The sequence below is a fragment of the Nocardia sp. NPDC003963 genome (assembly GCF_053605105.1).
The window spans coordinates 169,242-184,893 of record NZ_JBSGIP010000010.1 but is presented as its reverse complement, the minus strand read 5'-3'; the positions used below and the strand labels follow the sequence as shown (position 1 = coordinate 184,893).

11 protein-coding genes are annotated in these 15,652 nt (G+C 68.7%); 6 read left to right on the top strand and 5 right to left on the bottom strand.

Annotated elements, in window-relative coordinates; translation table 11 throughout:
• Positions 1 to 17: 17 nt before the first annotated feature.
• From ACWEWT_RS19530 to ACWEWT_RS19515, 4 genes are all read right to left on the bottom strand, one after another.
• Positions 18 to 1,400: a Y4yA family PLP-dependent enzyme gene (locus tag ACWEWT_RS19530; protein WP_452560733.1), complete on the bottom strand. Its 1,383-nt coding sequence runs from the start codon at positions 1,398 to 1,400 to the stop codon at positions 18 to 20.
• Positions 1,391 to 2,401 carry an ornithine cyclodeaminase family protein gene (locus tag ACWEWT_RS19525; RefSeq protein WP_452560732.1) on the bottom strand — a complete coding sequence of 337 codons (1,011 nt, stop codon included), beginning with the start codon at positions 2,399 to 2,401 and terminating at the stop codon, positions 1,391 to 1,393. The genes ACWEWT_RS19530 and ACWEWT_RS19525 overlap by 10 nt, the downstream gene beginning before the upstream one ends.
• Positions 2,373 to 3,533: a TauD/TfdA family dioxygenase gene (locus ACWEWT_RS19520; protein WP_452560731.1), complete on the bottom strand. Its 1,161-nt coding sequence runs from the start codon at positions 3,531 to 3,533 to the stop codon at positions 2,373 to 2,375. The genes ACWEWT_RS19525 and ACWEWT_RS19520 overlap by 29 nt, the downstream gene beginning before the upstream one ends.
• 304 nt (positions 3,534 to 3,837) lie before the next feature.
• On the bottom strand, positions 3,838 to 5,046 hold the full coding sequence (locus tag ACWEWT_RS19515; RefSeq protein WP_452560729.1) for a DUF7373 family lipoprotein: 1,209 nt from the start codon (positions 5,044 to 5,046) through the stop codon (positions 3,838 to 3,840).
• A 144-nt stretch (positions 5,047 to 5,190) separates the two neighbouring features.
• Here ACWEWT_RS19515 and ACWEWT_RS19510 point away from each other — a divergent pair, with 144 nt between their 5' ends.
• On the top strand, positions 5,191 to 6,708 hold the full coding sequence (locus tag ACWEWT_RS19510) for an FHA domain-containing protein (protein ID WP_452560727.1): 1,518 nt from the start codon (positions 5,191 to 5,193) through the stop codon (positions 6,706 to 6,708).
• Positions 6,709 to 6,737: 29 nt separating this feature from the next.
• Here ACWEWT_RS19510 and ACWEWT_RS19505 read toward each other — a convergent pair whose 3' ends face one another.
• On the bottom strand, positions 6,738 to 8,171 hold the full coding sequence (locus ACWEWT_RS19505; protein WP_452560726.1) for a metallopeptidase: 1,434 nt from the start codon (positions 8,169 to 8,171) through the stop codon (positions 6,738 to 6,740).
• 113 nt (positions 8,172 to 8,284) lie between these two features.
• On the opposite strand from ACWEWT_RS19505, the gene ACWEWT_RS19500 reads away from it, so the two are divergent.
• The 5 genes from ACWEWT_RS19500 (at position 8,285) to glmM (ending at position 15,614) form a co-directional block, all read left to right on the top strand.
• Positions 8,285 to 10,951, top strand: a complete 2,667-nt coding sequence (locus tag ACWEWT_RS19500; protein ID WP_452560724.1) for an ATP-binding cassette domain-containing protein — start codon at positions 8,285 to 8,287, stop codon at positions 10,949 to 10,951.
• An 88-nt stretch (positions 10,952 to 11,039) separates the two neighbouring features.
• Positions 11,040 to 12,929: a hypothetical protein gene (locus tag ACWEWT_RS19495; protein ID WP_452560723.1), complete on the top strand. Its 1,890-nt coding sequence runs from the start codon at positions 11,040 to 11,042 to the stop codon at positions 12,927 to 12,929.
• A gap of 151 nt (positions 12,930 to 13,080) precedes the next feature.
• On the top strand, positions 13,081 to 13,524 hold the full coding sequence (gene rplM / locus ACWEWT_RS19490) for a 50S ribosomal protein L13 (RefSeq protein ID WP_452560722.1): 444 nt from the start codon (positions 13,081 to 13,083) through the stop codon (positions 13,522 to 13,524).
• Positions 13,521 to 14,033 carry a 30S ribosomal protein S9 gene (gene rpsI / locus ACWEWT_RS19485; protein WP_442941570.1) on the top strand — a complete coding sequence of 171 codons (513 nt, stop codon included), beginning with the start codon at positions 13,521 to 13,523 and terminating at the stop codon, positions 14,031 to 14,033. The genes rplM and rpsI overlap by 4 nt, the downstream gene beginning before the upstream one ends.
• Before the next feature lie 195 nt (positions 14,034 to 14,228).
• Positions 14,229 to 15,614 carry a phosphoglucosamine mutase gene (glmM, locus tag ACWEWT_RS19480; RefSeq protein WP_452560720.1) on the top strand — a complete coding sequence of 462 codons (1,386 nt, stop codon included), beginning with the start codon at positions 14,229 to 14,231 and terminating at the stop codon, positions 15,612 to 15,614.
• The last annotated feature ends 38 nt before the right edge of the window (positions 15,615 to 15,652 follow it).

The following is a 15,652-nucleotide window of genomic DNA, read 5'->3' as shown; positions in this document are numbered from 1 at the left end:
GACCGGAGCTGACGGTCTCACTGACAGGATTGATCGAGGGCCCAGCGATACCGGCCGCCCGGTGCTTCGGAGAGCACCACTTTCGGCGGAAGGGGCAATTCGTGAAAGGGCGATTCGTTGGAATCCATCTGATATCCGGCGGTATTCGGGTAGATCAGCAGATCGCCGGAAACGGCGGCGCGGGGCAGCGGAATACGACGCCAGCTCAGCATGTCCGATTCGAGGCAGGTGGCGGCGCCGACGACGGTGGCCGTCGGGGTCCCGGGTTCCTCCGGCCAGAGCACCGGGTCGGGGAGATATTCGCTGTCGAACCACTGTTCGGAAAGGCTCAGGCTGGACCCGTCCACGGTCAGGATCCGGTAGGGCTGCCCGTGTTCGTGGCGGGTCTTCCCGCCCTGGACCCGGAAGACCGTGCTGCCCGCCCGGTCCAGCAGGGCGCGGCCGGGTTCGACCGCGAGGGTCGTATCCGTGCGACGCAGGCGGCCGGCGAGATCGTCGCGTTCGAGAACGGCGGCGAGCATGGCGGGGCCGGGTTCGGGGAAGGAATACGGGTAGTACGACTCGAACGCTCTGCCGGAATGGAACCAGCGGCGAGTCACCTGCTGCTGGAATACCGACCATTCGGCGGCGGGCACATAGTCGACCCCGAAACCGCCGCCGATGGACACGGTGCCGGCCGGATGTCCCAGCGACCGCGCGGCGCGGCAACGGTCCAGAAGCCGCCCGGCCATTTCGGCGCGTGGGATCGGGTCGTAGCCGGAGAGATGGAAACTGAAGCCCTGCAGCGAGATCGAGGGATACTCGACCGCCTCGGCCACCGCGTGGTCGAGTTCCTCGCCGGACATCCCGAATCGGCTGGCCGAGGCCGCCGGAAGGGCCCGGAACAACACCCGCACCGGGATATCCAGTGCGGCCAGACGTTTCAGCTCGCCGATACTGTCCACGGCGATCAGGCAGTCGTGCCGGGCGGCCAGCCAGTGCAGTTCGTCGGATTTCTCGGGGCCGGTGACCATCAGCTCCGTGCCGCGGATTCCCTGCCCGAGTGCGGCGGTGAGCTCACCGGTGCTCGCGATATCGATACCGGCTCCGGCGGTGGCGCAGGCCCGTGCCACACAGGCCGCCTTGTTCGCCTTCTTGCCGTAGTAAACGGCTCCGGAGACCCGGGATTCGGTGAAAACTCGCTGGAACGCGCGGATATTGTCGATCACCCGCGCCGGATACATCAGATGGAAAGGACCACCGACCGCGAAAGCGATATCCCCGAGAAGTTGTGGATCGGTGAGGATCTCCTGTTCCCAGACGTCGCGGTGGGCGGGTACCGGGGCCGCCACGGTCCCTTCGGACAGGCCGGAGGGACCGGGTTCGGCGTCGGCGGGGGCGTCGGCTCCGGTCAGTCCCATAGCGGTACCTCGGTGCCGCGGCCCTCGGCGATCGCGCGTTCGGCCAGGGCATGCGCCACCGCGACATCGGTGAGCACCAGCCCGCTGTTGTAGACGAAGATCTTGTCCTCCGCGCGCCGCCGGCCCACGGCGCGCCGGCTCAGGATCTGTGGCAGTTCCGCGTCCACCCGCCGCAGTTCGCCGTTGTCGTCGGCCATATCGGTACCGGTCAGTGCCATCTGCTCGGCGCTGGTGGCGACGACCCGGTCGGCGTCGCGCAGGGTGGAGGGGGCCAGCCCATAGCCCACCAGTACGACCACCGAACCCTGTTTCAGGTGTTCGGATTCGATGGCCACCTCGGTGCCCGGCCCGGCGGTCGCCAGCACCACATCGGCCGTCCGGGCCGCGGCGTACGGATCGTCCACGTTCTCCAGCAGCGCATGGGGTGCGTAGTCGGTCAGCTGCCGGTGTACCGCTTCGATGCCCTCGGGGTGAGTGCCGTAGAGCATCAGTTTGCGCAGTTGCGGATTGGCGGCCAAAAGATGCGGCAGGGCGTTGCGGCCCTGGGTGCCGGTACCGATGAGCAGCACGGTATCCGCGTCCCGGTGCAGCGTCTCGCGTACCAGCAGTGCCGAGACCGCCGGGGTCCGCAACGCGCCCACCCGGGAGCAGTCCATCATGGCGATGGGCGCGCCCGTCGTGTCGTCGTAGAGCGTGATGGTCGTGTAGTAGCGCTTGGTGGTGCGATCGTGTCCCGGATCGAACTTGTACGAGGTCTTCATGGCGACCACCCGGCGCCGACCGTCGCGGCCGAGCATCGCGTAGGCGACCGACCAGCCGTCCGGATTGGCGACACTGAGCTTGCGTGGATTATCGGAATCCCCTGCGGCCAATGCGATGTACGCTTCCTCTACCGCGCGGACCACCTCGGCCGGGGCCACCGGCACATCGGCGAGATCGCCGCGGCTCAGGACACGAAGGGGTGTCGCTCGGTCACGTGTGCTCAACGGATCCTCGATCATCTACTGCACCGTTCCGCTCTGCCCGCGCCCGTTGCGCCGGTGGCGGCGCGAAGGGCGCGATGATCTGCTGACCGTATCCATTCTCCCTGGATTCGGCCGTGCGGCGCGGGCGTTCGGGTAGCCGGATATTCACTCGTTTGAGCCAGCGGTCGGTGCCGTCGTAGCGCGCGGTGAACGGAACCCGGCCGTGAACTGCGACGTCGTTATCGACCAGGAGCAGCTCGCCGGGTTCGAGACAGGCCAGTACACAGACCCGTTCGAGTTCGTTCGCCAACCGCCGGTACGCCGTGTGGTAGTCGGCGTCGGCTTCGTCGAGTGGGGTGTAGGCGGGATCGAACCGCATTGTCAGCGATTCGGATACGCCTTCGTGCCCGGGCTCGCACCACAGTGTGGGCACGGGCACGGCGGCGGCGCGGTCGAATCCTGAGCCGTAGGAGACATCGGGCAGGATCGGCAGCGTCGGTGTGCGCAAGATGTCCTGCTGCGCGGCCGTCAGCTCCACTCGGCGCACCGACGAGACCGTGGTGCCGACCCGGTCGGGGTTGCGTAGACAGCCCAGCAGCAGCAGATTCGCGCGCAGCGGATGGAAGGCGTCCTCGGTGTGCGGGCTGAGCAGGATGGTGCTGCTGGCTCCGGACTGCTCGAGTTCGTGGCCCACGGCGGGCACGATGTTGTTGACCAGGCGTCCGTCCTGCTGACCGGCCCAGCCGAAGGGCTCACCGGCCGCCGCGGCGAGTAGCAGCATGGCGATATCGAGTTCGAACGAGCGACCGGGGCGATCCGGTTCGGCGGCCCACGCGGTCGCGGTCTGCCAATCCGGCGGGGTGGGGCCGATCTCGTCGTCGCGCAACGGCAGCCGGCGCAGTACACAGGCCCCGGCCGGGGCCGCCGGTGGACGCATCGCCAGGCGGACGGCCGCGGGCAGTTCGCCACAGCGCGCGCGGACCAGCTCGATCAGCGCAGGCTCGGCGAGGATGCGTGCGGCAGCGCCCGGCGCGGACTCCAGTGTGAACGCGATCTCAGCGGCCAGTTCACGCACCGCCCGTCCGGCGGCTTCGGGTAACTCACGGTGCTCGATATCTTCGATGCTAGGTGGGTGAAGCGTCTTACGTTCGGAGAGAACGCTTTTCACCAATACTTCCCTTCTCGGAATCGTTGCTCGGAGTACCGGAGTGCGGGGTCGATGTGCGAAATTAGTGCGTTCGCGCAGCCATGGCAAGGGTTACCTAACTACAGCTATGTGATAGCTATTACGTATGGCACGGTCAAACTACAGGTGGGCGGGTGTGCGGGCGCCGGGCGTTCGCGCCGTGATGAGACGCAGAACACGGTAAGGCTAGCCTGCCCTTGGGGCAAAATCGGCGTGGCGCGCCGGTCGGCGAGAGTGTCCGCGCCGCAACGAATTCCGTACCGGTCGCCGACCGGTCGGCCCGGGGTCAGAGACTGTTGGCGAGCAATGCGTACTGAGCCGCGGTCTTCTGCTCGACCTCGGTTTCGTTATCGCTCGACACGACACCGACATACCGCTTGTACGGGACGAAGCAGCGGAACCGGTACTGGTGCTGCGGATCGCCATCGGCGTTGAGCTGCAGGCATTTCGCGCCGGGGACACCGGCTACAGCGGGATGCGGATCGTAGGCCGCGCCCGTCGATTCGATGAAACCGTCCACCAGGATCGGCGCACCCGCCGGATCGCGCACCCGGGCCACCGAACTGCCGTCGGCGTAGGCGGCGCTCTCGAAACCGGATTCGTCCAGCAGGCGGGCGCGGGCCGGCTGGTCGTCGGCCGAGTCGATCAGATAGTTGCGACCGTAGACGGCGAATGTGTCGGGATCGGGCACCTGCCCTTTCCGGTCGGCGACGACCACCCGGGACAGCATGTTCTCGGGATCGACCTGGAGATCCGCGATATCCGCGCTGGGGGTCGGCCGGAACCGGTCGAGCTGAGCGATCTGGGCGGTGAGCGTTTTGTCCACCCAGGACACCAGATCCGCGCTATCGGCCTTCGGACGCTGGACGAACAGTGAGATCACGAACTCGTCGTGGGCCATGAAGGCGCCGATATTGGCGATACCGGGCCGCCAGTGCACCAGTGCGTCGGGGTGTTCCTCCGATTTCAGCCGCCGGTTGTCCCGCGAGACGCCGATATCGGCGGCCTCCAGCTCCTCGGCGGCCTTACCTGCGGCTGTGGTGTCGGGGAACCGCAGCGCCACCACAGTGATCGCGGTGGCATCGGATTCGGGGCGGGTCTGGCCCTCCGGATCGTCGCGGTCGGCCCCACTGGCCGCGTAACCGACCACCAGTTTGCGGTTCTTCAGCACCGGCTCGGACACATTGGCCAAGAAGTCGATCGCGGTCGCCGGATCGGGCAGCACCTTGGAACCGCGCCCGTATTTCAGCGAGGGGTCGACCTGGCTGCTGGTCACGACGGCCTCCGACATGCGGATACCCTCCAGCAGCCGACCGTTGTCGTCGGCGTCGCTCGGATAGCTGAACTTGTCGACCGGGAAGTCACCGACGGCCAACGTGCGTACGTCGATTTCCCCCGGGACCGCTGTCCCCGCCAGCGCACCGCAGCCGGACAGTACGGCCGCTACGAGAGCGACGACCGCGGTGACGGTGCTGACACGCGATATCCGAACCATGGGCCGGCCCCTCGTTCCGATCGAAACTGCGGTGTCGAAGTTACCCGACCGAGGACGATCTCGGGGAAGGGTGCCGGGACCACGTGCCATACCCTGGAACCGTGGCAGGCGAACCGCAGCGCGACTCCGACGCAGGCTGACCCGGTGCGGGATCAGCAGGTCGAGGTCGTCCCCGGACCGCACGCGGCGGCCCGGGTCGCCGGGGCGGTGGTACTGGTCGCCCATCGTGGTGCGGGCCCGCCCACCGCCGACGCCCCCGCGATGCGCACTCTGGTGGCCCTGGCCGAACTGGTGCACGAGGCCGCCGCGCGGCGACCCGACGGTCCGGGCGCGCTCATCGCCCGGGAAGCGACCAGATGGCTCACGGCACAGTCGGACCGGACCGGTCGCTCCACGGATTTCGGCATCCTCTCCGCCGCGGGACCCGGACGTGTGGCGATATTCCTGCACGGGGCCGTCACCGCGGTACTCGACGGTGCTGGCAGCGAGTACTTCCACGGCCGCGACGCGGTGTTCACCGTCGATCGCGCGGCGGCGACGCCGGCCCGCGCGGTCGCGCTGTTCGTCGACGACGGCGCTGCCGACCCGGAGGAGGATTTCCGGCCCGCGCTACCGCCGGTCCGCGGTATCGGCCGATTGGTGGAGGGTATCGCCGAGGCCGCTGGGGTGATCGTCTGGTCGCCCGGTGACCCGGTTGTCGCCTCGCCCGGCACCCCGGCCGGGAGCGGGACGATCCAGGAGCCGGTCCCGGAACACGGGGAGATCGCGGATACCGTCCTCCCATCGCGTGGTTCCGATCGGCAGCCGTTCCCCGCCGCGGATCCGGACGCTGTGGCCACGGCGGTATCCACACCGCTGATGGATACGGTCGAACTCTCCGAGCGGGGCAGCGGGTCCGATACCGCGAGAGGCGGGCCCGCGTCGGCCGACGGGTCGTGGAGCGGCACCGCGACCGATCCGCACCGGGCACAGACCGAGATCAGCGGACGGCAGCCACCGCGCGACGGCGCCGGACCGGAAGATGCTGCCGTTTCCTCGCCGGGAGATTCCGATCCGCTCCAGCGGGCCCCCGCGCACCCCACTCCGCGCCAGGACCTGCCGTACGCGGACCAGCGCGAGACGCCGCCACTGGACGCCGAACTGCGCCGCCGGACCGAGGCTACGGCCAAAGGCAATGCGCGCACGGTCAAGGTCATGGGATTCAAATGTGCGCGCGCCCACCCCACCGATCCGCGCGCGGCCTTCTGCAGCGTCTGCGGTATGCCGGTGGATCAGACCCAGCCGCTGATCGAAGTGGTGCGGCCGCCGCTGGGCATCCTGGTCCTCGACGACGGTGCGACCTACCTGCTGGAGGGTGATTCCGTGCTGGGCCGCGACCCGGATAATTCCGAGCCGGCCCGCCGCGGGCTCACCCCGCTGCAGGTGGTCGACAATTCCGGGGGGATGTCACGCGCGCACGCGGAACTGCGGCTGGCGAACTGGGATGTGACGCTGGTCGACCGCGGGTCCACCAACGGCACCCGCACCCGGGCCGCGGGCTACCGCGACTGGGTCCGGATCCCACCACATCAACCCGTGGTGCTGATCCCGGGTACCGAGATCCTGATCGGGCACCGGACGCTGCGATACGAATCGGCCGCGCCGCCACCGTTCGGCCTGTGAGACGGCCCGGTGCGACGGCGGAGCACCGCTTATTCGTAGCGTGCGCTACAGGTTTCCTCACCGCCGAGAACTCCGGCGCGGAAGGCGTCCACCCGGGAGAATCCGCTCGGTACCGTTTTGCCCTCGACATCGCTGGCGGCCAGACCGTCGGCGAGCAGACCCGACACCGCCTCGTCCAGATCGCCGGCCGCCAGCGTGATATCGCCCTGCGCGCGCCCGGATTCCGCCAGTTTCCCGGTGGCCACCCCGGACAGGCAGGCCGCCCGCAGTCCGGTTTTCGCGCCGACCAGATCCTGGTCCCGGCTCCGCTGTACCGCCAGGGTGTAGCGCGAGATGAACACCACGTAGCCGTTGAAATCACCGGTGACCTTCACCGGTAGTGGGACTTCCGAATCATCGGTGGCCGTGCCGCGCTCGGCGAGGCCGTCGATATTGGTGGCGATCGTATTGCTCGCCGGGCAATAGGTGACGGGTTCGGTGGCGACGCCGTCGCTGCAGGTTATCTCGGCGCCGTCGTAGCGGTAGGTCGGTTCCTTCGGGGTCGGCAGGATCACCGACAGCGCCTTGCTCAGCTCGACCAGACTCTGCTCGGTGATCTCGAACTCGCCGGACGCCCCCTCGAAACTCTGCGGCAGATCACCCCGGCGCTGTTCGATCTCGTCCATATCGATCCCCTTGCACCCCTTGGCGCCGTCGGTGAAACCGATCTGGACGGCCGAAACCCGTTCGAAGGCCGAACCGTGCACACTTTCGGGGTCGTCGGGGTCGGAATCACGGATCGCCACGGTGGCGGCCAGTACCGAGTTCAGGCCGTCGGAGGTGTTGATGGTGAAGTAGTCCGATTTCCCCTCGGCCACCCAGCGCATGTACGCGCCCGCGAAACAGTCGGCCTGCTGTTCCTTGACGATCACCGGATCGTCGCGGTCGACGATGTTCGCGTTGTTCTGGATCGCGTGCCCGTACTCGTGGGCGATCACCATCACCACCGACATCTGCCCGAACGTCTCGGTCATGGTGGGCAACAGCAGCGCCCGGTCCCAGCCGATGGAGTTGTCCAGCCGGCAGTAGGCCGCGTTCACCATGCGATAGGTCGATTCGGTGCAGAACTCCACCGATTCGCGCCGCGAATCCCGAGCGCTCCAGGAGATCAGTTTGTCGACCGGTTCGAACTCGCCCTCGAACTCGGCGCCGTAGTGCTCCTCCCAGTACGCCTGCACATCGGTGACGGCGTTCAGCGCGAGCGTATCGACCTCGCCGCCGTCGCCGTGCTCGGCGACCAGGTCGGAGGCCGGGGCATCCTCCCGCGGACCGCTGGGGCCGCTCGTGGTCGGCAGACCGGCCACCTGGAAGGGATTGTCGTAGATCGATACCGCGCGGCCGTCCACGGATCGGGTACACCCGGTGACCAGCAACAGTGCGCACAGAGCCGAGACGACGACAGCGGAAGTCGTGAGTTTCGGCATGGATCCTCCCCCATTTCGGCCGGTTCGAGTGCGCGACGTTGCCTCCGGAGCGGGGAGATCGCCCCCGCTCGGGGGCACCTCCGATGCCCGGGTAATGGAATAGTATCCGCTGCATGTCTGCACCGGGGGTGCGCACCATCACGGTGCGCCATGAAGGAACCGAACGAGTCTTCGATTCGAATCAGCAGATCACGCTCGGCCGCGCGCCGGAGGTGACGCTGTTCGTCGACAGTCCGCTCGTATCGCGGGTACACGCGATACTGGCCTGGCAGTCGGGAGCCTGGGTACTTTCCGACAACGGCAGTACCAACGGGGTGTTCGTCGACGCGCGCCGAGTGGGTGGGCCCGTCCCCATCGACCGGCCCACCCAGGTCCGGCTCGGTGACGCGATCAGCGGCCCGCTGCTCTGGCTGGTTCCCTCCGGAGTCCCGCAACAGCAACAGCAACAGCAACAGCCACGCCCGCAGGCCCCGCAGGCACCGGCGCGGCCACTCCAGCAATCCCCGCCGCCGCAATCCCCGCCGCCGCAGCCCCCGCCGCAGTGGCCCGCGCCGCCGCGGCCGCAGTCCGGTTCGCAACCGCAGGTCCCGCCGCGCGGGCAGCACGGGCAGCTCGGACAGACGCCGGGTCAGCCGCTACCCGCCCAGCAATCGGCGCCGCAGCAGTGGCCGCCGCACGGCGGGCAACCGGCCCGGGCGCCGCAGGTCGCCACGGGCGGCCGGCCGCCGGTCGTGCCGCCGCAGCCCGCCAATGTGAACATGACCGCCAAAGCGAGCGTGGCGGCGGTACCGCCGGTACGCCACCGCGCCACCGAAGGGCCGATCGCCCGGGCCGACCGGATCCCGCCGGGGGGTCTGGCGATCGGGCGTACCTCGGACAACCAGATCGTCGTCAACGATCCACTGGCCTCGCGTAAGCACGCGCGCCTGGTCGCCGGCCCCGAGGGCCTCGCCCTCGAGGATCTGGGTTCGGCCAACGGAACCTTCGTCAACGGTGTCCGCCAGCAGCACACGGTACTGCGCGAGCGTGACATCATCACGATCGGCAATATCGACTTCGAGGTACAGCAGGGCACCCTGGTACACCGGCAACGCCCGGTCGCCGAACAGGGGTTGACCGTGCACGGGGTCGGGTTCACCGTCGAGGGCAACAAACAGCTGCTCGTCGATGTGAACATGCAGGCCGCGCGTGGCACGCTGACCGCGTTGATCGGACCCTCCGGCGCCGGTAAATCGACGCTGTCGAGGTTGATCGCGGGTAGTACCCAGCCCTCCGGCGGCGCGGTGACCTTCGAGGGCCGTGATCTGCACGGCGAATACGAGGCGCTGCGTTCCCGTATCGGGATGGTCCCGCAGGACGATGTGCTGCATCGGCAGCTGACCGTCCGGCAGGCGCTCGGCTTCGCCGCGGAGCTGCGGCTGCCACCCGACTCCTCCAAGGCGGACCGGCAGCAGGTCATCGACGGTGTCCTGCGCGAACTCTCGCTCACCGAACACGCCGATACCCGGGTCGACCGGCTCTCCGGTGGACAGCGCAAACGGGCCTCGGTGGCGCTGGAACTGCTCACCGGCCCCTCCCTGCTGATCCTGGACGAACCGACTTCCGGGCTGGATCCCGCACTGGACCGGCAGGTCATGATGATGTTGCGGGAGCTGGCCGATGCCGGTCGCGTGGTCATCGTGGTCACCCACTCGGTGGCCTGCCTGGACATGTGCGATCAGGTGGTACTGCTGGCCCCCGGCGGCAAGACCGCCTACGCCGGAAACCCGGCGGGTGTGGAAGCCGCGCTGGGGACCAGCGATTGGGCCAAGATCTTCGCCGAGGTGGCGGCCAACCCGGATGCCGCGTTCGCGCACTATCGATCCCGGCAGGCCGCGCTACCGCCGCCACCGCCACCCGCGGCGCGGCAGGGCGGCGGTGGTTCACCCCCGCAATCGGGCGCCTGGAAACAGTTCTCCACTCTGGCCCGGCGCCAGTTGCGCCTGATCCTGGCCGACCGCGGCTATCTCTCCTTCCTGGTGCTGCTGCCGTTCGTACTCGGCGGCTTGTCGCTGGTGGTGCCGGGGCAGTACGGGTTCTCGCCGCCGCCGCTGAGCCAGACCGACGACGGCAGCTTCATCCGGGTCGGTAGTTCCGAACCGCAACAGTTGCTGGTGGTGCTCATCCTCGGCGCCTGTTTCATGGGATCCACCCTCACTGTGCGTGATCTGGTCGGCGAGCGGACCATCTTCCTGCGGGAGCGCGCGGTCGGATTGCGGTCGGGGGCGTATCTGACGGCGAAGATCGTCGTCTTCAGCGCGGCCGCGCTGCTGCAGTCGGGTGTGATGATCGGTTTCGTGCTGCTGGGTAAGAAGCGGCCGGAGGAAGGATCGGTGCTGGCCGTCGGCGGCGCCGAACTCTATATAGATATCGCCGCGACGGCCGTCGCCTGCGTCGTGTTCGGACTGCTGCTGTCGAGTCTGGCCAAATCCAGTGAACAGGTCATGCCGCTGCTGGTGGTGGCGATCATGGGTCTGCTGGTGATGGCCGGGGGCCTGATCCCGGTGACCGATCGCGTGGTGCTGGAACAGGTCTCGTGGCTGTTCCCCTCACGGTGGGGATACGCCGCCGCGGCCTCGACGGTGGATATTCGCTCACTGTTCGTCCAATCGCAACAGGACGGGTTCTGGGAACATACGCGAAACGCATGGTTCCTGGATATCGGCCTGGTGGTGGCCATCACAGTGGTACTCGGACTCATCACCTGGAGCCGCCTGCGGCTGAAGAAGTCCGCGAGATGAGACCGTTGACCGGGCCGATCCGCTGCCCCCGCCGCTGGTGGGTGGGGGCGGCGAGCGCGACGACCACACACCAGGCACACTGATGCCTGTGATGGTGCGAGTCGGTGCGGTACATCTCGGGTGGGATGTGGTGTCCCTCGCCGCGGGCGGATCCGGCGTGCCCATCCGCCCCGTGCAGGTCGAGGGAAGCTACAACCCGCCCGCCTATCTACTGGCCGACGCCTCCGGCCGGCTCTATACCGCCGGCGCGGACCGGCAGCGGCCCGATCTCGGGATGGCGATCCCGGATGTACGCGATATTCTCGGCCATCCCCAGATCGTCATAGCCGGGGCGACCTGGCCGGCCGAGCTGGTGTTCCGGGCGCGCCTCTACAACCCGCTGGCGGCGGTGGGGACCTATCTGCGGGGTAAGCCCGATGTGGTCGCGCTGCCGTATCCCGACGATTGGCCGGATGCCAAGATCGACGCGTACGCGCAGCTGGTCGAACAGCTCGATGTCGAGGTCGAGCCGATTCCGGAATCCATCGCGCTGTCCGGTTATGTACGCGCGCTCGGCCTGGTCCGGCCACCCGACCATGTGTTGCCCGGGGGCATCGGGGCGACCGCGGTCCATTTCGACGGACAGGTCGTGGACGGCCGCGCCAGTGTGCTGGTGGTCGCTGTGCACGGGGACGACGAACGGCCCACCGAATCGGTGTACGTGCCGATCGATCCCGAATCGACCCGCGATCCCCGGGTCGCCGACGATACCGTGATCGAAGTGATGGCCGCCGCGCGCTCGATCGGCGCGGACAATTCGACCGTGCTGCTGGCCGGGCAGGTGGTGTTCAACGAAACCCTGCGGTTCGCGTTCCGCAACCATCTGGGGCAGCGGCTGAAGAAGGCCGAACATCCCATGCACGCGCTGGTTCTCGGTGCCACACATCTGCTGATCAGCGAAAACGAGGACGCCGAGGAGGATCCGGGGCCCTACCCGCAGGGCGCGCCGGTGCCGCAGTCGGAACAGGGTGGGTCCGCGGCGAACCAGGCGATTCCCGGGCGGTCCGCGGGTGGTCCCGGACCCAGCGGTCCCGCTCCCGGCCAGACCCCGCCGCCGGATTCTTATCGGCCCGCGCCGGGACCACATCCCCCGGTACCGGGCCCGAACACCGCGCCCCCGGGGCAGCCGAACCGAAATATCCCGGAGGCGGGCCCGTACGCGCCGCAGCCCGGACCGCGACCGCCGGGGGCCAGCGGTCCGGTACCGGGGCAGGCCCAGGGCGGGCCGGCCGCGGCGTCACCACCGGTCCCACCGGCGCCCTCCCCGTACGGCTCCGCCGACCAGGAAGCCACGGTGAAGGTCGAGCGCGGGGGGTTGCCGCCGCCCATAGCGGGGCCCCCGAGCCGGTTCACCCGGGCCCCGGATCCGGCGACCGGGAATCAATCGGCGGTACCGCCCGGACCGGGATGGCCCGAGCCCGGCCGGAACGGGCCCGGCGGCGGTGAATCGCGCCCCGGTGCGGAACCGGACGGCGACCGGGGCAAGGGCAAACTCTGGAACAAGATGAAGGACAACCTGTTCGGCGCGCACGCTGTCATCGGGGTGGCCGCGCTCGCCGCGACGGCCTGGGGTGCGGACGGCGCGGGAACCGCGCAGGCATACCCCGGAACCGAGATCACGGTGGCCGGCGCGGCCGCCACGGATGCCCCGGTATCGACCGCGACGTCCGGGTGCGTGCCCATGCCCCGGGTCACCATCGAACCGCACGGCCGCACCGGCACCGCCGGCGAGGCGCCGGGCGAAACCGGTCATCCGCGCTACGCCCGGGTTCCCGCGGCGCCCGGCCCGGGGGATTCCGTACGCGGCGCGGCACCGGAGCCGGGGGCGGCCGAGACACGGGACCGTGCCGAATGCGCGGAACCCGGTATCGACACCCTGCGCTATCTGGTGCCCGGTGTACCGGGTATCACCGACCCGGGCCCGCCGATCGATATCTGAGCAGCGTCCGGTCGGTTTCCGGGTGTCCATACCCGGCTGGTATCGTGACCCGCTGGTGTGTGGAACGCCGAGGCCCGGGTCTCAACCGGCCGCCGGGAAGTCCTCGACCACGCACTGGGCCGGCAGCATCGACGACAGACAGGGAAGCACTGTGCCTACGTACAGCCCGAAGGCGGGTGACGTGACCCGGCAGTGGTACGTCATCGACGCCACTGACGTAGTGCTCGGCCGTCTTGCCGTGCAGGCAGCGAATCTGCTGCGCGGTAAGCACAAGCCGACCTACGCACCGCATATGGACGGTGGCGATTTCGTCATCATCATCAACGCCGACAAGGTCGCCATCAGCGGCAACAAGCGGCAGAACAAGCTCATCCACCACCACTCCGGGCATCCCGGTGGCCTGAAGTCCCGCACTGTCGGTCAGGTGCTGGAAGCGCGTCCCGACCGGCTGGTGGAGAAGGCCGTCAAGGGCATGATCCCCAAGAACAAACTCGGCAACGCGATCGCCGGCAAGCTGAAGGTGTACGCGGGCCCGACCCATCCGCACGCCGCTCAGCAGCCCGTTCCGTTCGAGATCAAGCAGGTGGCCCAGTGACCGCTCCCGAGGAATTCACCGAATACGACGAAGCGGTCGTCGAAGACGCCGCTGCCGAGGTACTGGACGAAGGCGTGGTCTACGACGACGATGCCGAGTTCGTCGAGTACGCGGCTCCGCTGGATCGTCCCGTGCAGACCGTCGGCCGCCGTAAGGAAGCCGTCGTCCGCGTGCGCCTGGTGCCGGGTACCGGCAATTTCGTGCTGAACGGCCGCTCGATCGAGGACTACTTCCCGAACAAGGTGCACCAGCAGCTGGTGAAGTCGCCGCTGGTCACCGTCGAGCGCGTCGAAGGTTTCGATGTGTACGCCCGCCTGCACGGCGGCGGCCCCTCGGGTCAGGCCGGCGCGCTGCGCCTGGCCATCGCCCGGGCGCTGATCGTGGTGAACGCGGACGACCGTCCGGCGCTCAAGCGCGCCGGGTTCCTGACCCGTGACCCGCGTGCCACCGAGCGCAAGAAGTACGGCCTCAAGAAGGCCCGTAAAGCGCCGCAGTACTCGAAGCGCTGATATCGCCGATGCCGGCTGTCCGTCCGTCGTGTGCGGGTGGACGAGCCGGTGTCGGTTCCGAGAGCAGGCGACCGGCCGGAGTCCGGTCGCCTGCTCTCGTGCTATATCTACCGCGGTGTTCGCCGGCCGGCCGTTCCGAGGGCAGTTACGGCAGGGATCGTCGCGCGCTGTGGACTCACTGACGAGGGGCAAGGTATGGGACATCTGTTCGGCACCGACGGCGTACGCGGGCTCGCCAACGATTCGTTGAGCCCGGAGCTGGCGTTACGGGTTGCCGGGGCGGCGGCGCAGGTACTGGGCGGGGACGTCCGCACCGGCCACCGCAGGATCGCGGTTCTCGGGCGCGATCCGCGCGCCAGCGGGGAGATGCTGGAGGCCGCGGTGACCGCGGGCCTGACCGCCGCGGGAATGGATGTCCTACCGGTCGGTGTGTTACCGACACCGGCTGTCGCCTATCTGACCGGCCTGTACGACGCGAGTCTGGGTGTGATGATCTCCGCCTCGCACAATCCCATGCCGGACAACGGAATCAAGATCTTCGCGGCCGGTGGGCACAAGCTCGAGGACGCCGTCGAGGAACGGATCGAGGCGCGGGTCGCCGCCGGGGAGTTCGACCGTCCGACCGGGGCAAAGATCGGCCGGGTGCTCGGTGCCGCCGGAACGCGTCAGCCCGGTTCGGATCTGCCCGACCAGTTCAGCGTCGGTGGTACCCACGAGCGCTATATCGAGCATCTGGTGGAGGCCACCGGTCAGGATCTGAGCGGGCTCACCGTGGTCGTGGACTGCGCGCACGGTGCCGCGTCCGAAGTCGGGCCCGCCGCCTACCGGGAGGCCGGAGCCCGCGTCGTCGCGATCAACGCCGACCCCGACGGTCTGAACATCAACGCCGGATGCGGTTCGACCCATATCGAGCAGGTGCAGCAGGCGGTCCGGGAACACGGAGCCGATCTCGGTCTGGCCCACGACGGTGATGCCGACCGCTGTCTGGCGGTCGACGCGGCGGGCGATGTCGTGGACGGTGACGCGATCATGGCGATTCTGGCCATCGGGATGCGAGAAGCCGGGACCCTCGTGGACGACACCCTGGTGGCGACCGTCATGAGCAATCTGGGACTCCATCTCGCGATGCGCGCCGCCGGAATCACCGTGCGCACCACCGGCGTCGGTGACCGTTACGTGCTGGAGGAGCTGCGCACCGGTGATTATACCCTGGGCGGCGAACAATCCGGCCATGTCGTCTTTCCGCGGCACGGCACCACCGGCGACGGTGTCCTCACCGGCCTGCAGCTGATGGCCCGCATGGCGCGGACCGGTGCACCGCTGGCCGAGCTGGCGGGGGTGATCCACAAGGTGCCGCAGGTACTGGTGAATGTCCCCGTCGCGGACAAGGCCGCGGTCACCGCCGACCCCGGGGTCCGCGAAGCCGTGCGCGCCGCCGAGGACCTGCTCGGCGAATCCGGGCGGATCCTGTTGCGCCCGAGCGGAACCGAACAGCTGGTCCGGGTGATGGTGGAAGCCGAGGATCACGAACGGGCCGTCCAACTCGCCGACGATCTCGCGAAGCTGGTCGCGGCGGTCTGAACCGGTACGCGGCTCAGGGATCCACCCTGAGCCGCGAA